Origin of the sequence: Leptolyngbya sp. FACHB-1624 (assembly GCF_047649235.1) — a bacterium.
GTDB lineage: Bacteria > Cyanobacteriota > Cyanobacteriia > Leptolyngbyales > Leptolyngbyaceae > Leptolyngbya > Leptolyngbya boryana.
On sequence record NZ_CP180258.1, the window covers coordinates 5,811,982 to 5,832,990 of the forward strand.

Below are 21,009 nucleotides of genomic sequence, written 5' to 3' on the forward strand. Positions count from 1 at the left end.
TCAAATTTCTATGTTTCGCAAGAAAAAGTCTCCGATTCCGTCTACGCTCCGACCTTGGCTTCAACCCTGGCAAGATATGGACTGGTTTTTGTTAGGCGCAGTCCTAGCATTGACTATTTTAGGAGGGTTGATGATTCACAGTGTGCAACTGAATCATACGGAGCGACGGGACTGGATGTTTCACGCTCTGATTGGGAGTGTGGGCACCTGTTTGATCTTCGTCATCTCTCGGCTGCGTTATGATGCGCTGCTGGCTTGGAAATGGTGGATTTATGGCGTGACCAATGTGGCACTGCTGCTCGTGATGGTTGCGGGAGTTGAGGAAAAAGGGGCACAGCGATGGCTAAATGTCTTTGGCTTTGGGGTTCAGCCGTCTGAGTTTGCGAAGTTGGGCGCCATTATTACGCTGGCTGCGATTTTGCATCAGCGATCGGCATCGACGTTGCCTCAAATGCTGAAAGTTTTGGCGATCGCAGCTTTGCCCTGGGCGTTAATCTTTTTACAGCCGAACTTAGGCACATCGCTGGTGTTTGGTGCAATTACCTTCGGGATGTTGTATTGGGGAAATGCGAATCCGGGCTGGCTACTGTTGCTGATTTCTCCGGTGATTTCTGCGATTTTGTTCACAACGTTGGTGGCAAAAGGCGCGATCGGGATTGTAGGGTTGGGACTGTGGGTTGCTTTCGTTGGCGTGGTTGCCTGGAGGACTTTGCCTTGGAAGACTTATGGAATTTTAGTGCCAGTGGTGATCAATACGGTCGCAGGTGGGCTAGGTCAAGTGCTTTGGCAATTTGTGTTGCATGATTATCAGAAAGCTCGAATTCTGACGCTGATTGATCCAGATCAAGATCCGCAGGGGGCTGGATATCATGTCATTCAGTCCCGAATTGCGATCGGGGCTGGAGAAACCTTCGGACGAGGATTGTTTCATGGAACTCAAACCCAGCTAGAGTTTATTCCTGAACAGCATACAGACTTTATCTTCACTGCGATCGGTGAGGAATTAGGCTTCGTTGGTTCGATCTTTGTGTTAGGCGCTTATCTGCTGATCTGTTATCGCCTGCTGATTATTGCTCAAAGTGCAAAGGATGAGTTTGGCTCACTGATTGCTGTGGGTGTGTTCTCAATGATTATTTTCCAGGTGTCGATCAATATCGGCATGACGCTCAATCTTGCACCTGTTACGGGAATTCCGCTGCCTTGGTTAAGCCACGGGAATGCGGCGTTATTGATGAATTTTTTGGCGATCGGGTTAGTCGAATCAGTGGCGAACTCTCGACAGAAGTCAAAATTCTAATCAATTGGAAAAGTGCGATCATCGCATCGACGAGAATCAATATCAGGGAAGCCGAGAGCCACGGTAAACTGATAGTGAAACGTATTGAAGCAGAATTATGTTTTTACCAGGTTCAGCCGTTCGCGTGACGAATGTTAACGATATTTACTACGGGTTCCAAGGACTCGTACAGCGGATTAGCGATGGGAAAGTTGCAGTCCTGTTTGAAGGGGGCAACTGGGATAAACTAATCACGTTTAGAATGTCGGAACTTGAAGTGGTTGAAACTGGGAAGAAAAAGGCAGGAAAGTAATCTGCTCAATTTTTTGAAGATTCTTTAGAACTCCAGGTTTTCTGAAAACTTGGAGTTTTTGCAATATGCAGCTTCCCAATAGGAAAAAGTGCAGTTCCTACTTCTCTACACTCAAAAATTCTTGTAATAGTCCAGCCACGATCGCAGGTTGCTCTAACGCGACTAACACTCCCGAATCCGGCACGACTTCAAACGATCGCACTCTTTCATTCAAGTCCGACAACCGTTGTCCCAATCTTACGTCTGTAAACTGCGCTTCTTCTCCCCAAACGATCGCAGTTGGCGTTGTCAATTGCGGCAAGTACCGCGACAAATCAAAATACAAATCTCCTCTTAAAAATGCCAACGCTGCATACTCTGCATTGGGCTGACGCGCAGATGCAAGATAGGCATTCACCATCTCTGGAGTAATGCGATCGCGATTCACAAACAAGAAATTCTCTAAGAAATTCCGAACGGCGAATTCATTCGTGGCTCCGATCGCATAAATCACGCGATCTAAAATCGGTGTATTAATAATCTCTCTGGGAATTCGTCTGCCTGCTCCCTCACCAAAATCATCAAATCCAGATGGACACACCAGAAACAGTGACTTCACTAAGTCAGGATGCTGAATTGCGACGCGAATCGCTAATGCACCACTCAATGAAGAAGCCACTAATATTGCAGATTCACGGGTTACTTTTGGGAGAAATTCAGCGATCGACAAGACATAATCTTCCGCTCGGTAATCTCGTGCGGGATGACTTGACTCTCCCCAACCTAAAAGATCCGGCGCAATGATTTGATGCTGTCTTGCAAATACTGGATAGACTTTTGACCATTCATAAGCTGAGGAACCACCACCGAAGCTATGAAGGAAGACGATGGGAGATCGTTCCACTACTTCAGTTTGAGTGTAGTAAGCGATCGTTCCTAAGCTAGTTTGAGTATTCTTCTGTCTAAATCCTGGGGGCTGAAATTGCAGCATGAGACTCGCTTTGAACGCATCAAGTAAATTCTACTCAGCCAGACTTGATCTCGTTCTCTATCTTGCAATTGACTTTACTTTGAGCCGCTTTTTGCGGGTTAAGTTTTGGCTTAGCTCAACCCGCAAAAAAGTAGGATTATGCTGTTCTGAGATATTAACTCTACCTGGAACCGGGGATTTTAGGGTGACTTTCTAAAGCAGAAGTCAGTCTCTATCGATCTGCCGCAGGTTGATTTGGTTTCGGAATCGTAATATCTACAGCTGTTACAGGTTGTCCCAAAGTCGATAACGGTGGATTAATTTCCTTCTCATTTCCAACTACGATCGTGACTAACTTCTCAGGCTGTAAATACTTCTGTGCAACCCTTTGTACATCTGCAACTGTCGTCGCTTCTACGCCTTTACGGTACTGGAAAATGAAATCCTTTGGATAGCCAAAGTACTCATACCGCAACAATCGAGAAAGCGTCTGTGCTGGATCTTGGAAATTAAAGATAAACGAATTCAAAACTGTATCTTTCGCAAATCCTAGCTCCTCTTGTGAAATCGGCTCTTTGCGAATCCGTTCAATCTCTTTTTTCACAGCTTGAATGAATGGCACGGTTGCCTGCGATCGCGTTTCTCCCGCTGCTAAAAACACACCCGGATGATCAAACTGCGCCCCCCAACTTGCATACACTGAGTAAGCTAAGCCTTGACGCGATCGCACTTCATTAAACAATCGTCGCCCAAACCCACTTAGCACATCTTCCATCACGCTTAAAGCCGGATAGTCAGGACTGTTCAACGATCCGCCTAAATGTCCAATTTGCAGATAGCTCTGATTCAATTGAGGCTGATTGACAAAGAAAATGCCGCCTTGCTTGGCTTGAGTGACCTGTGGAAGCTGACGAGGCATCGCTTGACCTGTCGGTTTCCAGGTTCCAAACTTTGCTTCGATTAGCGATCGCATTTGTTTCGGATCAAAATCTCCCACTATGCCAAGGAGCATCTGATCCGGCCGGAACGATCGCTGATAGAAATTGACTAAATCCTGGCGAGTAATGTTTGCAAGTGTTGAAAACTCAGTGATTCGAGCATAAGGACTCTCAGCACCGTAGATCAATTTCTGAAACTCTCGTCCTGCAATACTATTCGGGTCATCATTGCGTCGAGCAATTCCGCCCTGGGCTTGAACTTTCGCGATCGCGAACTGATTTTCTGCAAATGCAGGTTGTTGGATCACTTCTGCAAACAGATCAAAAACTTCTGGCAAATCTTCGGTCAGCGTATTGAAACTCGCATTTCCAGCCGTGGTTGAAATACTCGTTTCAATGCTGGCGGCACGTTGTTCTAGGAATTGATTCACCTGATTGGCACTACGTTTCTGAGTTCCGCCAGAGCGCATCACCGTTCCCGTCAGCTCACCCAGTCCAACTTGATTCGCAGGTTCAAATCGATCCCCAGTTCGGACGATCGCAGTTCCACTCACTAAAGGCAATTCGTGATCTTCCATCAAATACACGGTTAAGCCATTTTTGAGCTTGAACTGGGTATAGTCGGGGACTTTGACCTCTGGAGGGGACGAGAATTTGAGATCTGTATAATGCTTGGGCGTATCTGCCACGGCGGGATGAACCCGCAGCAAAACAACCAGACAGGCAAGAACAAATAAACTTGAGAGTCGGAATAATTTCATTGTGCTTATCCTTGCGGCAAAATTCGACCAATGGTGCGGTTTTGATCAGTAAAAGTCGCGGTAGCAACTCGCTGAATATCCGCAGGAGTAATTTTCTCGATCGCATCAACTTGCTGAAACAAATTCCGCCAGCTTCCCGTTTTCACCTCGTATTCCAACAATGCCTGAGCCATGCCCATATTAGAATCGAGCGATCGCAGTAATCCGGCTCTAGCTTGAGTTTTAACGCGATCGAGTTCTTGTGCTGAAACTGGCTGAGTTTTTAAGCGCTCAATTTCTGCTCTCAGTGCAGATGCCACTTCTTCGAGCGATCGACCGGGAGCCGTCAACGCATAGAACAAAATCAAATTCGGGAATTTATCTCCGGGGAATCCATTTAGTCCCTGTGCGGCTAATGCTAATTTTTTCTCTTCGACCAGCGATTTGTAGAGTCGAGAAGTCCGTCCGTCGCTGAGAATCGATGTCAGCGTTTCATAGACGGCATTATCTGGATGGTTCAATGCCGGGCGATGATAGCCTTCCAAATACCAAGGCTGAGATTGCAGCTTGAGAGTAACTTCTTTCTGCTGCGTCTGCGGTGGCTCGACTGCAAGGACATCTGGCGGTGCAGGTTTTGCTTTATATCGACCGAAATAAATTTGAGCGAGACGGTTGACTTCGGTGGGATTGACATCACCAACAATTGCGATCGTCAAATTATTCGGAGTGTAATGCGTGTTAAAAAAGTCCGTTACATCCTGGCGAGTCAGATTGACCAAATCTTGTGAATAGCCAATCACTGGGCGGCGATAAGGATGAACTGTAAACGCTTTTCCTGTGAAGGCTTCGATCAATTGCCCGATCGGAGAATTCTCAGTTCTTAGCCGTCTTTCTTCGAGGATGACAGATTTCTCTTGATAAAACTCTCGAAACACTGGGTCTAAGAAGCGCTCAGATTCCAAGGACATCCAAAGCTCTAACTTATTCGACGGAAAACTGTAAAAATAGCGAGTCGCATCTGCGGACGTATTTGCATTTAAGCCAACTCCACCCGCCTGCTCAACAATTCGCCCTAATTCGTTCTGTCGCCCTAGCCGTGTGGCTTCAGCTTCAATGCGAGTAAATTCTGCTTGCAGGGCTGTGACATCTTTCTTTTGATCTTTTGCAGCTTTAATCTCTGCTGCTAGCTGATCTAATTTTTCTAGGAGTGGCTGCTCGGCTTTGTAATCACTTGTTCCAATCCGAGTTGTTCCTTTAAATGCCAAATGCTCTAAAAAGTGGGCAACGCCAGTTTTTCCTTCTGGCTCATCCGCTCCACCGACATCGGCATAAGTGAGAAACGAAACCACTGGCGCTTGATGCCGCTCCAAAACAATAAACTTCAAGCCATTCTCTAACTTAAACTCGGTAATATTCTGAATGACTCGATCGAGATAAGGCTGAATCGATTGAGTCTGAGGCAGAGTTCTCGCCCATCCGATTCCTGGCGCACTTTGCCAACTCAACAGAAAAACTAATCCAAAGCTCAGGATCGCTCGACTTATTCTTTTCATTCCACGAAACCCTTAAGGCACGTTCTCTATCCTAGAGAGTTTCGTCAAAATTGACCTATTTTGCGTCGAACTTATCCGTTGAAGTCGTAACTGTAAAGATGTACGTATCAAACAAACCACCGACCACAGCACACGCGCATCCAATAACAATGACACCTTCCCAAGCACTGCCATTGCCAAAGGTTGCAAGGAAATAGAGCAATTGAGTCGCGCAGGCTTGCCCGAACAACATCAATCCCGGTACAGATCCAATGCAGAGCAGAATGATGATTGCACTGCCAATTAACGCGATCGGTGTAAGAAAGCTGAGCAACACCGCGAGCAATAGCGACCTTAGATAACTGATGGTGATGCCAAATGACATAGATTCACCTCAATGAAACGAACTTGAATGAACAGGCTGAACTCTTCTAACAATACGGGGGATTTCTAGGTTTGGGGCGAGTTGTTGCTAAATCTTAAATCTTTATAAAGAAACTTGGTGAACTAGATTGCAATGATTATTGCACTGGGGCTAAAAATCAAGCTGTAAATCGGGCTACAGGTTTATAAACCCTTACATTCCGAATCTTGCAGTTGATTTCCAGCGATCGCAATATATCGATATCCGGCGATCGCAGCGTCCGAAACTGGTCTAACAAAAGAAAGATTTTTCCTCACTTCTAAAGGCTGATGAAGCTGGCTTGGTGCATTTCTAAGATTGCTTCTAGAACCCTATAAAACTGGATCTATTTCTTATGCAAGTTCTCAGACATCCTGAAGCAACGAATGACCCCAGAGATCCCCGCAATAATGAGGTCGTTTCTCCCGGTGCTGATATTTATGACGGCAACCTATCTACGCCAATCAATTCTTCTCCGCTCGTCAAATCCTATCTTTCAGCGCTGCCTGCTTACCGCCAAGGTCTTTCTCCTCAACGTCGCGGCTTAGAAGTCGGCTTTTTCCACGGGCTGTGGATTATTCTTCCCTTTACCTTGCTAGGTCCTTTACGCGACACTCCAATGGCAGCGCTCTCTGGCTTGCTCTCCGGATTTGGGTTGCTCTTGATTTCAGCCCTGAGCATCTCACTCTACGGCGCAACCAATCCCCCCGCTCCTACTGCAACGATTACTACTCCTAACCCGCCCCAAGAACTCGCAACTGGGCACGGTTGGAATGAGTACGCAGGTGGATTTCTGCTTGGCGGGGTTCTCGGCGCGGTTCTGACCTACTTCTTATTGTCCAATACAGCCTTATTCCAGCACTTTGGGACGGGTCTGTAAACTCTGTTAACCCGTTAAACTAAGTGGGCATCATAAAGATCGCCCACTTGTTGTAGTGTGTAGTCAACTTGACTGCACGAGACAAATTGCTGCGCTAAATTGACTCAGCAGACAGCTGCAACTGGCTCGAATAAAGCGATTTCAATTTCGCCCAGCGCCCGTTCTAAATCGTCATTGACAATCTGAATGTCAAATTCCCCTGCTGCTTCTATCTCTTCCCAAGCTCTCTGGAGCCGACGTAAAATTGCGGCTTCAGGATCTTGGGCGCGTCCTCGAATGCGAGCTTCGAGTTCTACCATGGAAGGCGGAGCGATGAAGATTTGCAGAGCGCTCGGGAACGATCGCCGAATTTGGCGAGCGCCATCGAGTTCGATTTCGAGAATGACCCATTTTCCGGATCGGATTTTTTCTTCGACGGGCTTGCGAGGAGTGCCGTAACAATTCCCAGCAAATTCAGCCCATTCGAGAAATTCCCCTTGGGCGACCATACGCTCAAATTGTGGTCGGGTGACAAAGTGATAATTTTTGCCATCGACTTCTCCGGGGCGGGGGGATCGAGTGGTTGCCGAGACAGAGAGAAATAGATCGTCCTTGTGGCGCTGAAGAAGCGACTTTAGCAAGGTTCCTTTTCCGACTCCGCTTGGCCCTGTTAAAACAATTAGTCTACCCTTGCTCATGGCTGCCTAATTTATTTGATGCGCTAGTGTTCCCAGTTTTCTGATTCTGTGAGTATAGCTTGCAACGCTCGTTGATAGGATGAAGGATTCGGCGGAAAAAATAAAATTTTCTCGGAAATTACGGTTTTCTTAGTTCTACCCTTCTAAAAAACGATGCGCAACTGTCTCAGGTTGGATCGCTGAAAGGACGACGTGACCGGAGTCCATGACAATGACAGCGCGGGTTCTGCGTCCATAGGTGGCATCGATCAGCTTCTCCCCTGTACGGGCGTCGCTGATGATACGCTTAATGGGTGCGGATTCGGGACTGACGATCGCGATGACTCGGCTGGCGGAGACGATGTTGCCAAAGCCGATGTTAATGAGTTTGATCTCCGTCATGAGAAAAAATTGAGAGAACTTGTTTTTTCACAATACTGAAAAAATAAGAGGGGGTAGAAAATGCAACCAGTTGATTTCACAACGCTAATGGCGGTCTGTGCGGAATTGCGATCGCAGTGGCTTCCAGCCAGATTTGAACAGGCGTATCAGCGCGATCGCTTTACAGTTTTATTGGCGTTGCGAACGCTAAAGCAGCGGGAATGGTTAACTCTATCCTGGCATCCGCAGGCAGCCCGGATGCATATGAGTGAGCCGCCGCCTCGCGATCCGGATACATTCACATTTAGTCAGCAATTGCGGCATCAGCTAGGTGGATTAGCCTTGGTCGCGATCGAGCCTGTTTCTCCTTGGGAAAGAGCGATCGATTTGCAGTTTGCGCATCGTCCAGGGGAGCCTGCGCTATGGCATCTCTATATTGAAATTATGGGTCAGTATAGCAATGCCATCTTGGTGAATCAGGAGAATGCGATTATCACGGCAGCGCATCAGGTGAGTTCCAATCAATCGAGTGTGCGTCCGATTCAGACAGGGCAGCCGTATGAGTTGCCGCCTGCTCGACTCGATCCGGCTCCCAGTCTGGCAGAAGATTTTGAACGTTGGAAATCGAGAATTGCTCTTGTTCCAGGTGCAATTCGGAAAAATCTGGTCAAAGCTTATCGAGGATTAAGTTCTTCGCTGGTTTTATCGATGGTTAAAGCGGCAGAAATTCAGCCAGATCGCTTAACTGATGAAATGTCTGACGTTGAATGGCAGCGATTATTTGAATGTTGGCAATTTTGGTTGAAATCGCTTGAGGCTGAGAATTTCCAACCAGGATTTACTTCGTCCGGCTATACAGTGCTCTGGGGTCAGGGAGAAACGAGCGTTCAGAACATGATCGATCGCTATTATCGCGATCAGTTGAATCAGCAGGTTTTTACTCAACTGCTTCACCAGATCACTCAGCGATTAAATGCTGTCCTTGGAAAGCTACGAGTCAAAGCAGAAGGATTTGAAAATCGATTAGACCGTTCGGATCGAGCAGACCAAGCGAAACAACAAGCGGACTTGCTCATGGCTCATTTACACCTATGGGAGCCAGGTATGCAATCCATCGAGCTTTGCGATTTTGAAACCGGCGAGCCTGTAACCATCCCACTCGATCCAGAAAAGAATGCAGTTCTGAATGCTCAAAGCCTTTACAAGCAGCATCAGAAATTAAAGCGAACCCGTGCCGCGATCGAACCTTTATTAAAAGCGGTTCAAGACGAGATGTTTTATTTAGAAGAGATTGAAACGGCGATCGCGCAATTCGATCGCTACGAAACTCCAGACGATTTGAAAGCGCTCGAAGAGATCCGGGATGAATTAGTTCAGGAATGCTATCTCGAAGGCTCTGAGTATCGAAAAGCGACAACTCAGCAAGATTCTGAAACTCAACCCTACCGCTACAAAACGCCAGGCGGATTTGAGCTTTTGATCGGTCGGAATAATCGCCAGAATGATCAACTCACGTTCCGAACGGCGACGGAATACGATTTGTGGTTTCACACTCAAGAAATTCCGGGCAGTCATGTTTTGTTGAGACTGGAACCGGGAGCGATCGCGGATGAAAAAGATCTGCAATTTACGGCAAATTTAGCCGCGTTTCATAGCCGTGCCCGTCAAAGCGAACAAGTTCCGGTGGTTTACACGGAACCAAAACACGTTTATAAACCGAAGGGCGCAAAGCCTGGAACCGTTATCTATAAGCAGGAGCGGGTCATTTGGGGGCAACCGCAGCAGGGTAGAGAATTTGCGATGTCGCACCGACCGATTAGTTAGATCTTAGAAACAAAGAATCAGTCATCAGGAAGATATATGTCCGAGAACCATGAAGTTTCATGACAAAAGTTTTGTGTATGTTGTTACAATAGCAAGCGAATAGGGATTATTACTCTATGAACCCGCTGCAATTTTGGGAAAAAGCGCAGATGGGTTTTCTCCAATGTGAAACGACAACAGGTTGATTCAGAGCCGATCTCTCAAGGGGTTGGCTCTTTATTTATGTTTATCAGTATCCGATAAAAATCATTGTATGTTATGTAACAACAGATTGCGATCTTTGAGCGATTAGACTGATTTTGATCTTGTTATTGAGTCTGAATTAATACTCAGATTATTGATTCTTTTGCAACGGCTGGAGTGATTCAGTTGTCCCCGGAGTCTTCTCATTTTGGGAATCTAGAAGTCTTCTTGAACTTACAATCGCCTCCAACTCGTTCCATAAAGCTCAAAACTCTAAGCGATCGCGAAACATCCTTCATAGACGGTTCGACCCACTGCTTTTGCCACAGGCTGCACACTTTGCACCAACTGCATCATGCTCTCGATCGACAAAGCCTGTTGTGCATCTGAAACCGATTGATCAGGTTCGGGATGACACTCAATGATTAATCCATCTGCTCCACACGCGATCGCGGCTCTCGACAAATCTGCAATCAATTCTCGCCGACCTGCCGCATGGCTCGGATCAACAATCACAGGTAAATGCGTAATTTGCTTCAACGCAGCTACAGCACCCAAATCCAAAACATTGCGGGTGTAATTGTCGAAGCTGCGAATTCCTCGCTCACAGAGCACGACATTCGGATTGCCGTGGCTCATGATGTACTCGGCTGCCATCACGAATTCTTCGATCGTTGCTGCGAGTCCTCGCTTCAGGAGAATCGGCTTATCCGTCTGCCCCAACGCTTTGAGTAAATCGAAATTCTGCATATTCCGGCTGCCCACTTGCAGCATGTCAGCATATTGAGCGATCTCTTCAATTTGAGAAATTGCCATGACTTCTGTGACGACCGGCAAATCATAGCGCTGACGAACGGTTGCTAAGATTTCCAGTCCCGCTAAACCAGAACCCTGGAAAGAATAAGGGGAAGTGCGTGGCTTGTACACACCTCCCCGTAATGCTTGAATCGGAGCCGATTTTAATTCCCGTGCGATCGTTTCCATCTGTTCCAAACTCTCGACAGCACAAGGACCACCGATAATCACGCTCGCTTCGCCGCCAATGGCAACACTATTTGACAGAGACACGATCGAGTTGGAAGTGGACTCAGTTTTGCGGACTAATCTAGCGTCTTTCATGGAATGAACTCCTTAAACTTGGTTTGGTGAACTTCAAACAAAAAACCCGGAACCTGATTTGAGGCTCCGGGTTGCAATCACACATGCAAATGACTTACCCAGAGCGCCTGCAGGTAAAAAAGTAAAAACCGTAAAACCAGGAAGTGAGATAAGTCATTGCAAAGAGGATGTTGGGAAAGAAGATTTTGAGAATAAAAAAACCGCAGATGTTACTCTGCGGTTCACCGGACGGACTCATGAGGATTTACCTCGCCGGGTGAACCGCCGATCGCCAAAAAAAGTAAAAGTAGGAAGTGCCGAGTTGCATTTCTCTAGGTTGGCTTGTAAATCTGTTACTTTGAACCCTAACAGAGCTTTCTTAGGTTCGTCAAGTACCCGATTGGGCGACTTGTTTGGCGGGGATGGATTGAAGTGCTTCCTGAACGAGTTGTAAAATCTCCGATCGCACTTGTTCGTGATGAATCGCAGCACACCAGGGACGTAAATACAAAATTGTTGCGTCAGGTGTAATGCTCTCGACGTGACAAGTTGGACGAGGTTCGCGCAATACGAGGGGATGAGGTTGTACCAGCGATAACAGATGCGTCATGGTCGAGTCAATTTCGCGATGACCAATATTAATCTGTAAATCGACTCGCCGCGTTCCCATAATCGTATTATTCTTCAGTGTTCCACTAAATAAATTGCTATTGGGAACAGTAATGCGAACATTATCAGGCGACACGATCGTGGTCGAAAACAACCCAATACTGTCCACCATGCCTGCTACACCTGCACCTTCGATCGAGTCTCCGACTTCAAATGGTCGAAAGCTAACTAACATCACGCCTGCCGCAAAGTGGGACAAGCTATTTTGCAAAGCTAAACCAATGGCTAAACCTGCTGCACCAATGATCGTAATCACGGTTGTCGTTTGAATCCCGATCGCATTTAAAGCTGCAACGGTTCCCGCAATCCAAACCATAATCGATGCGACTTGAATCAGGAACTTTTGCAGGGTTGGCTCTGCATATTTAAGTAGGCGAAATCCGATCGGTCGAATAGCGTCTGCGATCCAACGAGTAACAAGCAGAATCACGATCGCCCAAATCACTTTTGGCAGATTCTGAGATGCCAAATTGATCAAGGTATCACTCAGCGATGTTACCGTTTGAGCGTTAAATGGCATGAGTTTTTACCTCCTTTAGCTTATCTAGTGAGGATTCTACAGAAGAAATGTAAAGCATCCCGTATTACTCATTGACAAATTTTGCCTACGTGATCACAATGTATATACATTTTTCTTCTAATTATGAGTGGAACAATTCGGACTCGACTTGTCAAATTTGGTAATTCTCAAGGAATTCGGATTCCGAAGCCGTTACTAGAGCAAAGTGGCATTCAAAGTGAAGTTGAAATCGAAGTCGAAGGCAATCGTTTGATTATTCGTCCTGTATCTCATCCTCGTGCTGGATGGGAAGCAGCGATCGCTGCGGAAATCGCAAAATCTGGGGATGAAGGCTTGCTAAATGATGAAACCTCAACTCAATGGGACGAAACCGAATGGCAATGGTAGTGCGTCGGTTTGACGTGTTTCTAGTTCAGTTAGATCCTACCGTTGGTTCTGAAATCCAAAAGACTCTTCCTTGTGTAATCATCTCTCCTGATGAAATGAATCGCCTACTCAAAACAGTTCTGATAGCTCCATTAACTTCTGTAAGACGAAATTTCCCATTTCGAGTTGATTGTCAGTTTCAAGGCAAAGTGGGTCAAATTGTCCTGGATCAAATTCGAGCAGTAGACAAAACCCGACTTGTTCAATTTCTGGATCAAGTTGGCGAGGAGCAAAGAGCGATTCTCGATACGCTAGCTGAAATCTTTGCAGAATGAGCAAAGCGATCGGAACCATTTCGATCGCTTTGCTCATTCAAAGTATTCATCAAATGTTGTATATCGAAGTTTGGATTGTGTCATGCCACTGCCTTAATAACTAATGTCACCTAGATTCTGATTGCTTCAATTAAGTGGCAATCGATCGTAAGATTCCGGCTCTACATCAGGAACCTTTGCTAAAACTGCTTCGTATTTTTCTCGACTTCCTCGTTTTGCCAAGTCTTCTAAATAGGTTTCAGCGGTGAGTGCGGTGATCTTTTCGGTAACGGCTGTCGCAATAAAGTGATCGATATAAGATCCCATGCTACGCATATCAGCGAAGTCCTGCATGAGAGAAGAAAATTCTAAGGTATGACAACGTATTCCTATCCTCTTCTGAGAGGTTCTTCTGGTTGGCTAGTTTGCTATTGTAAAAATAATCAAAGAAACTTCTTTTTGGCATACGCATCTTTAATAGCTCAAGCTCTAGTAACCTTGTCTCCTTTCTAGCTACATATGCTAAATGGAAATATGCAGGATGGAACCCAGACGACTGCCCTCCAGAAACAGAGGTACCAGAAGTTCCCTCTCTAGTTTGGTAGCTTCGACTCTTAAGCCATCCCACACGATCTCCAAACCTATTCCAATCTTCACCGTATTTCGTTGGGCTTCCGCATTCTTGCCAAATCCGCTTCTGCACACTGAAGCCAAACCTCCCTCCACTATGCTTTCTCCACAGTCGATCAATTGTCCGTAAATCTTGGGATGGGAACTGCCGTAAATCTTCCTCTCGCAACCATTTTTCTTTCTCTCTCCCTGTTACTGCACACATAACTCGGAATGTTTCTTCATCCGCGTCCTGCCACTGCCCCTTCTTCAGCATATTTCGCAGTGGTATGTAATCGATTCCTTTATCAGACAACACCTCTTCATAATATGGAGCCAGAACTTTCTGCTGGAGTGCCGCAACATTTTCATCCGAGAGTACGAGCATTACCTGTAACCGTTTCAATCGAGTCTGAGATGTCTCAGTTAACGGAAATTGCTGTTGCACCATTCCTTCCAAAGTTTGAGCATAGGTTTGAAACGGATGCAGAACAGACTGTTCGATCAATGCAGCTTGTTCAGGGGAGAGGGCGAGACTTGACCTAAAACTCTCCAAAAAGATCCGATTTGCAGCAGAAATCTCGCCGATTCCCTCTTGCACACATTCAATCACTTCCTGGCGATAGCTTGCCTCTCCTGGTTCAGATTCCTTAATTCGTTGTGTTTCAATATCATTTGTCAGCAGTGGTGATTGATATTCTCGCTTGCGTTGAGCAATCCGCTCTGCTGCAAGCCGAATTCCTTGCGCCACATCCATCAATGCCTCGTCCTCGTTTTCCCATTTCGTTACCGGACGTGCATTCTTTGGAAGCGCTTGCAATCCCCCAAACGGTGTACCCTGCCAATCTACTGGACGCAGAATTACTGGAATGACACAAGCTTTCCCAGTGTCATGGTGTCGCATAGCTTGATCAAGTTCAACACCATAGCAGTAGTCTGAAGCAATGAATGAGGAACTAATCAGTAGCAAAATAATGTCAGCAGTTCTCAAATTACAATCAATTTCATCTTTCCACTCACTTCCCGGCGGAATTTGTCGATCGTGCCATTCTTGAATCACATTACTCCGCTTCAAAGCGCTCAAATGCTCCGCGACTTTATCCCGCAGTGCCTCATCCTTGTGAGAGTAGGAGAAGAAGATACTGATTGACATCCTGAAACATCTAATACACGCAGATATATTCTATCGTCCAATTTTAGTGATTTCAGCAACAAGAAAGGTAGGCAGCATGACACTACCTACCTGAAGTGTAGATTAGACGGTGGGGAACGATTAGGTTCCAGAAGTCCAGGAGTTGATGTATTCGATTTGCGACTCGGTTAAGCTATCGATCGAGAAGCCCATCGCTTGCAGTTTCAAGCGAGCAATTTCTTGATCTAACTCAGTCGGAACCGGGTAAACACCTGGCTCTAGCTTGCCTTTGTTCTGCACCAAATACTCTGCTGCCAATGCTTGGTTTGCAAAGCTCATGTCCATCACTGCGCTCGGATGTCCTTCAGCCGCAGCCAAGTTCACCAAACGACCTTCACCCAAAACAACAACGGATTTGCCGCTCTTGAGGATGTACTCTTCGGTGAAGTTCCGAACGGTCTTCACTTCGGTTGAGCGCTCTTTCAGCGATTCGAGATCAATTTCGATATCGAAGTGACCAGAGTTACAGACGATCGCGCCATCTTTCATTGCATCGAAGTGGCTGCCATTGATCACGTGCTTGTTACCTGTCACGGTGATGAAGATATCGCCACGCTTCGCAGCTTCATCCATCGGCATGACTTGGAAACCGTCCATCACAGCTTCGATCGCTGCAACTGGGTTGATTTCCGTCACAATGACGTTTGCGCCTAATCCACGCGCACGGTTTGCAGTTCCCTTACCGCACCAGCCGTATCCTGCAACGACAATCGTTTTGCCTGCAAGCAGAATATTGGTTGCGCGGATGATACCGTCGAGGGTGGATTGACCTGTGCCGTAACGGTTATCGAAGAAATGCTTGGTTTCAGCATCGTTCACGTTTACTGCCGGGAACGTGAGCGCACCGTCTCTTAACATCGCTTGAAGACGGACGATCCCGGTTGTGGTCTCTTCCGTGGTTCCAATCAGGTCTTCGAGTTGGTGTTTGCGTTGTTGTACTAATGTTGCAACGACATCACAACCGTCATCAATGATGAGGTTAGGACGGTGGTCAAGCGCGATTTGCACGTGCTTGTGGTACGTATCGTTGTCTTCACCTTTGATAGCGAAAACGGGAATTTCGTAGTCAGCGACTAAGCTTGCTGCTACATCGTCTTGAGTTGACAGCGGATTACTTGCGATCAAAATCGCGTCAGCTCCACCAGCTTTGAGTGCAATCGCGAGATTTGCAGTCTCGGTCGTGACATGGCAACATGCGACGAGTCGAATGCCTTCAAACGGCTTCTCTTGAGCGAAACGATCGCGGATCTGCTTCAAGACGGGCATTTCCCGCCCAGCCCATTCGATCCGCTGTTTTCCAGCAGGTGCGAGGGCAAGGTCTTTGACTTCGTATTTCAAGCGGACGGGTGTTGCGGTCATGAAAATGTTCCTTTTTCAGAGAGACATCAGAGTTGGGGTGTAATTCCCCTTAACAAACTAACTTGCCGCTTCAAATTAATCCATCTCGTCGGAAAAATTCTTAGATATGGATCGCTGACGTAGCAAGTCATTCCCACTGTCAAGGGGGAAGTCACTAAAGTCAAGGTGATCAATAAAGCTTTTTAGGGGCTTTACAAAGCCTTGCTCGACTTCTTTGAAAGCTTAACCTTTCTTTAGGAACTGTGTGCACTTTACATATAAATCGGCTAATATAGTACATATATACCAAACACAGTGTGAGGGGATAAACCGCCCCATGTGAGACGGGAATTGCGCTAAAGCAGGCGAATTTTTGTAGTGGAATTTAACTACAATAGAAGAACGACACATTCTTTCCTTTCTATGAATACTTTTGTCCCGATCGGTCGATTTTTCTCGCTGCGAGATGGACGTGTTGGACAATATCTTTCGAGTCGAGTTTTAGTAGTGCGCGCTCCGTTTCGGCGATCGCTGAGTAGTTGTTATTTCGGTTTTGACAAGCTAAATCAAGCTCAAAAATTTGCTCAATCGCTTGCGAGTTCTGGTTATCGATTCTCGGTGCAGAAAAGCCAAGTTTTGACTCAGTTTACGTTTGAAATTAAGCTTGTCGGCGACATTGAGATTGCGAAACGCTTGGCATATTGGGATCGCAAAGATCAGCAACAACTGCCCAAACTCCGCCGTAAAATTCTTGCCGCTTAAGCTTGAAATCGTAGCGATTTTGCACTACAATAGTACAAGTGATTCAAGGTTCTTGTTCCATGACGAAGCATTACATTCTTCAGCTTGATCCGAATGCCAAGTATGAATGGGATCGTTGTTCGTTACGTGACCCAATTACCGCCGATCGACCTGGTTTTGCAGAACTGATCGCGCAGGCAGTGGGCGAGCAACCCGGTTCTTATCTCGTGTCCGTCAAGATTGAAGTGCAGGTACTCGAGCAAGCTGCGCCTCAATCCCAACTGATTCCCCCGACTCTGACCGAATTGCCGTCTGAGTTAACGGCTCGTGTGCCTCAACTCGTCGCTTAAGGCTTGAAAGGCTGTCTGTTGTTCGTAGTCGGTGTCAAATTCTGACCCGATGGCTACTGACCACTTCATTATTTTCAGGATGTCAGTCATGAAACTTCGATTAGATCAATATCCCAGTGCGATCGCTCAAGCGTCTCAGCATGTGAATGAGCTAGAGCAAAATATCGCAGAAGTTCGCTATCACATTGCTCGATTGGAAGGCAATGCCGATATGGTGGTGGCGTTTGAGACGGCGCTAAAAAATGACAACCAACGCAAAGCTCGGCGGTTTGAAGTCCTACAAGTGAATTCCGAGTATCAGCGGGCAGTGGATGCGCTGAACCGAGCCACAACCGAAAAGGCGAATGCGTTTGCTCATCTCGAGCGGTTGCGGAACGAGTTCAGTGTCGCCAAGTTAGAAGCACGATTGACGATCGCGCAACAGTTGAGCGGTTTGGAAGCGCGTGAGTTAGTTGGTTTGTAAGACATTGAAACCCGGTTGGCAGCAGAGCGACGCAGCGTTCTGCTGCTTTTCTATGGAAACATCTGTACGATATATCAGCGTAAAAAAAGACCTTTACCATGTGCGGCAAGGTCGTTCAGTTGATTCAAGTTCTCAGAAGCATAGCGTAATCGAAGGTGGGGCTTTATGCAAGAAAGAGTGGTGGAGGTAATTCGGGAACTGATGAAAACCCAAGGGCTGAGCATTCGTCAGATTTCCGCCAAAATCGCTGAGGAGCATGGTGGGAGTGCATTAGGCTACACTCAGCAGATCAATCGGATTTTAAACGATCCGCAATATGAGCCGAGTTTCGCCACGGTGGAAAAAATTCTGGCAGCCTTAAAATTTTCGATGTGGCAGATGCCAATCAATTTGAAGACCGTAGAAGTGCGATTAGATCATCTGAGTAGTGAGATCTCAGAAATTAAATCCTCGATCGCTCAACTGATGTCAGAGATCGAAGGATTGACTAAACCCAAGACCTGAACCACATCCGCAATTTGTATTCATCTAGGGTCAGCGGTAAGCCGAGATAGATGGGCATCCAAAAGATAAAACTGATGGCACAAATTACCATCACACCAATCCCGATCGCACGAAATTCGCGGGTTCTAAACCAGCGATCGACGAGCCAAGCCAAGCCCATCCCGGCATATACCGATGAACCCATATAGTGATACAAAAACACACATCTCGATACAGGAACCCAGGGTAATAGATTCGCTACATAGCTAATCAGCAAAAATAAGACAATCCACAGCTCTTGAGGCGGCAAAAAACTGAGTCTGGGCGCATTGGGGATAGCCAAACTCGGCAGGATCTTCCAGTGTTCGAGCAGTATCCAAACGAGAAATGCGATCGCGATCGACGAAAACCACCAAAGAAACGGATTCCCCAGGGCATGAACATCGTAAACAACCCGCCCTGGCTCAAGTACTAATGCCGAGTTTCCACTAGGGATCGGAGCGTTGATAGACTCGGCAACCTGGTAAAAATACGCAACAGGGCGGAGCATGGGTATCCAACTGTACCAGGTTGAACAGTAAGGATGAATGTTTGATCCGCTGCCAACTCTTTGGTGATAAATCAGAATTTGTCTTTGAACTTCGAGAAAATCAAACTCTGGATTGAGGTGAATATGAGGCAGCCAAATTAACCAATAAACAAGTGCAGGAATTGCAGCGAAACAGAGTAAAAAATATAACAAATTGATCTGTGTAAGGCGATATAGAGACGAAGTCGGTAATGAATTGGTCGGAATTTGTTCACTTCCTTTTGAGCTTTGACGAAACCAATTCAGCACACGAAAACTCCAGCCAATTCCCCACAATAAATAAATGCTTGCCAAGAACCATAAACCATTCCATTTGATTGAAGCAGACGCTGCAAAAAATACGCCGGATAATACTAGAGAAAAATTCAATCTTTTGGACGATCGTAAACTTAATAACAAACACCATTGCCCTAATAATCCGAATAGCACCAGATAGACGTTATTGAGGGCATAACGAGACTCAACTAAGAATAGACCGTCCATCGCAGCAAGGCTTCCAGCGACGAGAGCATAGCTTCGGCGGCGGCTCAGCTGGAATGCGATCGCGGCAATAACCAGTGGAATAAATGAGCCTGTCAATGCATTTAGCCAGCGGTAACTCCAAGTACTCAGTGTGGAACCCGTGAGCGAATTAACAGTATCTCGACCGATCGGGATTTGATTGCCAATCCAAATTCCGATCGCGATCAAATATTTACTTAAAGGCGGATGTCCATCAAAAAAATTTGTGCCAGTCAGGTAGTTATTTGCAAACTTTGCATAGTAAACTTCATCAAAGACTAGGGTATTGAATCGCTCGAGTCCCCAAAATCGGAGACCCAACGAAACGAGAAATATTCCAAGTAGTCCTAGCCGAAACCATGCAATCGGCTTGATCGGTTGCTCAGTCTTCCGCATCACAGTTTGTTGGAGCCTATTTTTCTAGTCTTTCAGCATACTGATTTCTCAATGGATTTGGTAAATTTCTGTCACAAAAGACTTGATTTCTTCTATCAAATAATAAAAAATACGTTTGGTGAAGTTTCGTGAACGATTTGCATGACATCTTTGATTTGCTAAGGAGCATCTGCGATCGCAGCCAGGTTTGGTTCAGAGTCTGCGTGATTTCTTGGATATCCAAGCCCTATGCCTGAAAATCAATATTGAGTTGAGGAACCGATTATCATGATTCGCGTATTGCTGGCAGACGATCAGAACCTGATTCGAGAGGGTCTGAAAGCGCTTCTAGATCAAGAACCCGATCTACAAGTGATTGCGGATGTGGATAACGGCTATGACGCAGTGCAGCAGGCAGAGGCGCTCCTGCCCGATGTTGTGCTCATGGATTTGAAAATGCCTCGAATGGATGGAATTACAGCGACGCAGACTATTTGTGAACGTTGTCCAGACACGCGGGTTTTGGTCTTGACTGCTTCGGATGATGAAATTTCAGTGCGCAATGCTTTACAGGTCGGAGCACACGGCTACCTGCTGAAAGACATGTCCCCCGATGAATTGGCAAATGCGGTGCGGACGGCTCATAAGGGATTTACTCAGCTGAGTCCTGGGATTTTACAGAAAGCAATGGCTCCAGCGATCGAATTAGAAACGATGCCCATTGAAACCCCTGCCACAAATGTTTTGCCTTTCGTTCCGTCTCAGCGCCGCACGTCTTCGAGCAATTTACCGCCTGGATTTTCCAAGCTGACCGCACGTGAGCGTCAAGTTTTGCGTTTGATTGCAGAAGGCTCAAGTAATCGAGAAATTGCAAGAACTCTTGACATTTCCGAAGGCACAGTTAAGAACCACGTTGCGAGTATTTTAGGACGGCTGAATTTGCGGGATCGTACGCAAGCCGCGATCGTTGCCACATCAGTCATGCCCTTACTGAACTAGCGTTTTCTCGGACTCTGCTTAGAAATCCATGTGGTAATACTGTGCTGAAAGGAAACACGCTGTACAGAAAATACTCATGGCACACTTCATCTTAGACTTACCGACTTGGTTGAATAGTACGACGCATCTCGGCGATCTGTTCCAAACCATGCAATCGATCGATGTCACCATTTTTGCTCAAGAATTCAAACCGACTGATATCACCGGAGATGTCAGCAAAAGTTGGAATCACTTCGTCAGAACCGGACAAGTCTGGGCGTTCGTGATTGGAATCGTAGCTGGCTATCTGGCTAAAACTTTTACTTCGTTTGGCTAAGCAATGGGGTG

24 protein-coding genes are annotated in these 21,009 nt (G+C 46.4%); 12 read left to right on the plus strand and 12 right to left on the minus strand.

From position 1 onward, the window contains the following. Window positions 1–10: 10 nt before the first annotated feature. Both rodA and ACMUEV_RS27705 read left to right on the plus strand, forming a co-directional pair. Window positions 11–1,297, plus strand: coding sequence for a rod shape-determining protein RodA (rodA, locus tag ACMUEV_RS27700; protein ID WP_190651501.1), 1,287 nt, complete (start codon window positions 11–13; stop codon window positions 1,295–1,297). Window positions 1,298–1,394: 97 nt separating this feature from the next. Next, window positions 1,395–1,589 carry an NAD(P)H dehydrogenase subunit NdhS gene (locus ACMUEV_RS27705; protein ID WP_017285945.1) on the plus strand — a complete coding sequence of 65 codons (195 nt, stop codon included), beginning with the start codon at window positions 1,395–1,397 and terminating at the stop codon, window positions 1,587–1,589. Window positions 1,590–1,686: 97 nt separating this feature from the next. Here the strand turns inward: ACMUEV_RS27705 and ACMUEV_RS27710 are convergent, their stop codons facing one another. The 4 genes from ACMUEV_RS27710 to ACMUEV_RS27725 all read right to left on the minus strand — a co-directional run bounded on the left by ACMUEV_RS27710 (window position 1,687) and on the right by ACMUEV_RS27725 (window position 6,133). Then, window positions 1,687–2,559 (minus strand): alpha/beta fold hydrolase, encoded by an 873-nt coding sequence (locus ACMUEV_RS27710; RefSeq protein WP_190651503.1) that lies wholly within the window; start codon window positions 2,557–2,559, stop codon window positions 1,687–1,689. A gap of 211 nt (window positions 2,560–2,770) precedes the next feature. Beyond that, entirely contained in the window at window positions 2,771–4,237 is a 1,467-nt protein-coding gene (locus ACMUEV_RS27715; RefSeq protein ID WP_190651504.1) for a M16 family metallopeptidase, read from the minus strand. Between the two features lie 5 nt (window positions 4,238–4,242). Continuing rightward, a complete protein-coding gene (locus tag ACMUEV_RS27720) occupies window positions 4,243–5,769 on the minus strand; it encodes a M16 family metallopeptidase (protein ID WP_190651506.1) in 1,527 nt (508 codons plus the stop codon). Window positions 5,770–5,824: 55 nt separating this feature from the next. Then, window positions 5,825–6,133, minus strand: a complete 309-nt coding sequence (locus ACMUEV_RS27725; RefSeq protein ID WP_017285939.1) for a hypothetical protein — start codon at window positions 6,131–6,133, stop codon at window positions 5,825–5,827. A 373-nt stretch (window positions 6,134–6,506) separates the two neighbouring features. On the opposite strand from ACMUEV_RS27725, the gene ACMUEV_RS27730 reads away from it, so the two are divergent. Then, complete coding sequence (locus tag ACMUEV_RS27730) at window positions 6,507–7,031, plus strand: photosystem I reaction center subunit XI (protein ID WP_017285938.1); 525 nt, start codon at window positions 6,507–6,509, stop codon at window positions 7,029–7,031. Between the two features lie 104 nt (window positions 7,032–7,135). Here ACMUEV_RS27730 and gmk read toward each other — a convergent pair whose 3' ends face one another. Together gmk and remA are read right to left on the minus strand one after the other, a co-directional pair. After that, a complete protein-coding gene (gene gmk, locus ACMUEV_RS27735) occupies window positions 7,136–7,708 on the minus strand; it encodes a guanylate kinase (protein WP_017285937.1) in 573 nt (190 codons plus the stop codon). Between the two features lie 135 nt (window positions 7,709–7,843). Next, on the minus strand, window positions 7,844–8,089 hold the full coding sequence (gene remA, locus ACMUEV_RS27740; RefSeq protein ID WP_017285936.1) for an extracellular matrix/biofilm regulator RemA: 246 nt from the start codon (window positions 8,087–8,089) through the stop codon (window positions 7,844–7,846). A gap of 60 nt (window positions 8,090–8,149) precedes the next feature. On the opposite strand from remA, the gene ACMUEV_RS27745 reads away from it, so the two are divergent. Beyond that, on the plus strand, window positions 8,150–9,892 hold the full coding sequence (locus tag ACMUEV_RS27745; RefSeq protein WP_190651508.1) for an NFACT family protein: 1,743 nt from the start codon (window positions 8,150–8,152) through the stop codon (window positions 9,890–9,892). Between the two features lie 456 nt (window positions 9,893–10,348). Here the strand turns inward: ACMUEV_RS27745 and aroF are convergent, their stop codons facing one another. Next, window positions 10,349–11,194 carry a 3-deoxy-7-phosphoheptulonate synthase gene (aroF, locus tag ACMUEV_RS27750; protein WP_190651510.1) on the minus strand — a complete coding sequence of 282 codons (846 nt, stop codon included), beginning with the start codon at window positions 11,192–11,194 and terminating at the stop codon, window positions 10,349–10,351. Between the two features lie 367 nt (window positions 11,195–11,561). Further along, entirely contained in the window at window positions 11,562–12,362 is an 801-nt protein-coding gene (locus tag ACMUEV_RS27755; protein WP_190651512.1) for a mechanosensitive ion channel family protein, read from the minus strand. A gap of 123 nt (window positions 12,363–12,485) precedes the next feature. Between ACMUEV_RS27755 and ACMUEV_RS27760 the strand changes: the two genes are divergently transcribed. Both ACMUEV_RS27760 and ACMUEV_RS27765 read left to right on the plus strand, forming a co-directional pair. Further along, the gene (locus ACMUEV_RS27760; protein WP_190651514.1) at window positions 12,486–12,749 is read left to right on the plus strand and encodes an AbrB/MazE/SpoVT family DNA-binding domain-containing protein; all 264 of its coding nucleotides are present in this window, start codon (window positions 12,486–12,488) and stop codon (window positions 12,747–12,749) included. Continuing rightward, window positions 12,743–13,063 (plus strand): type II toxin-antitoxin system PemK/MazF family toxin, encoded by a 321-nt coding sequence (locus ACMUEV_RS27765; protein WP_242044452.1) that lies wholly within the window; start codon window positions 12,743–12,745, stop codon window positions 13,061–13,063. Before ACMUEV_RS27760 ends, ACMUEV_RS27765 begins: the two co-directional genes overlap by 7 nt. Before the next feature lie 126 nt (window positions 13,064–13,189). Here ACMUEV_RS27765 and ACMUEV_RS27770 read toward each other — a convergent pair whose 3' ends face one another. The 3 genes from ACMUEV_RS27770 to ahcY form a co-directional block, all read right to left on the minus strand. Continuing rightward, entirely contained in the window at window positions 13,190–13,369 is a 180-nt protein-coding gene (locus ACMUEV_RS27770; RefSeq protein ID WP_415354709.1) for a hypothetical protein, read from the minus strand. 10 nt (window positions 13,370–13,379) lie between these two features. Next, window positions 13,380–14,804, minus strand: a complete 1,425-nt coding sequence (locus tag ACMUEV_RS27775) for a GUN4 domain-containing protein (protein ID WP_190651521.1) — start codon at window positions 14,802–14,804, stop codon at window positions 13,380–13,382. Window positions 14,805–14,924: 120 nt separating this feature from the next. After that, window positions 14,925–16,202, minus strand: a complete 1,278-nt coding sequence (gene ahcY, locus ACMUEV_RS27780) for an adenosylhomocysteinase (protein ID WP_190651522.1) — start codon at window positions 16,200–16,202, stop codon at window positions 14,925–14,927. Between the two features lie 402 nt (window positions 16,203–16,604). Here ahcY and ACMUEV_RS27785 point away from each other — a divergent pair, with 402 nt between their 5' ends. The 4 genes from ACMUEV_RS27785 (at window position 16,605) to ACMUEV_RS27800 (ending at window position 18,239) form a co-directional block, all read left to right on the plus strand. Continuing rightward, window positions 16,605–16,943, plus strand: coding sequence for a hypothetical protein (locus tag ACMUEV_RS27785; RefSeq protein WP_190651524.1), 339 nt, complete (start codon window positions 16,605–16,607; stop codon window positions 16,941–16,943). Between the two features lie 59 nt (window positions 16,944–17,002). Then, window positions 17,003–17,272 (plus strand): hypothetical protein, encoded by a 270-nt coding sequence (locus ACMUEV_RS27790; RefSeq protein WP_017285925.1) that lies wholly within the window; start codon window positions 17,003–17,005, stop codon window positions 17,270–17,272. 88 nt (window positions 17,273–17,360) lie between these two features. Next, window positions 17,361–17,735: a hypothetical protein gene (locus ACMUEV_RS27795; protein ID WP_190651526.1), complete on the plus strand. Its 375-nt coding sequence runs from the start codon at window positions 17,361–17,363 to the stop codon at window positions 17,733–17,735. Window positions 17,736–17,900: 165 nt separating this feature from the next. Next, the gene (locus ACMUEV_RS27800) at window positions 17,901–18,239 is read left to right on the plus strand and encodes a helix-turn-helix domain-containing protein (protein WP_190651528.1); all 339 of its coding nucleotides are present in this window, start codon (window positions 17,901–17,903) and stop codon (window positions 18,237–18,239) included. Here the strand turns inward: ACMUEV_RS27800 and ACMUEV_RS27805 are convergent. After that, on the minus strand, window positions 18,223–19,704 hold the full coding sequence (locus tag ACMUEV_RS27805; RefSeq protein ID WP_190651530.1) for a dolichyl-phosphate-mannose--protein mannosyltransferase: 1,482 nt from the start codon (window positions 19,702–19,704) through the stop codon (window positions 18,223–18,225). The two genes, ACMUEV_RS27800 and ACMUEV_RS27805, sit on opposite strands and share 17 nt — an antisense overlap. Before the next feature lie 267 nt (window positions 19,705–19,971). On the opposite strand from ACMUEV_RS27805, the gene ACMUEV_RS27810 reads away from it, so the two are divergent. After that, a complete protein-coding gene (locus ACMUEV_RS27810; protein ID WP_017285921.1) occupies window positions 19,972–20,682 on the plus strand; it encodes a response regulator in 711 nt (236 codons plus the stop codon). Window positions 20,683–20,758: 76 nt separating this feature from the next. Then, on the plus strand, window positions 20,759–20,998 hold the full coding sequence (locus ACMUEV_RS27815) for a hypothetical protein (RefSeq protein ID WP_017285920.1): 240 nt from the start codon (window positions 20,759–20,761) through the stop codon (window positions 20,996–20,998). The last annotated feature ends 11 nt before the right edge of the window (window positions 20,999–21,009 follow it).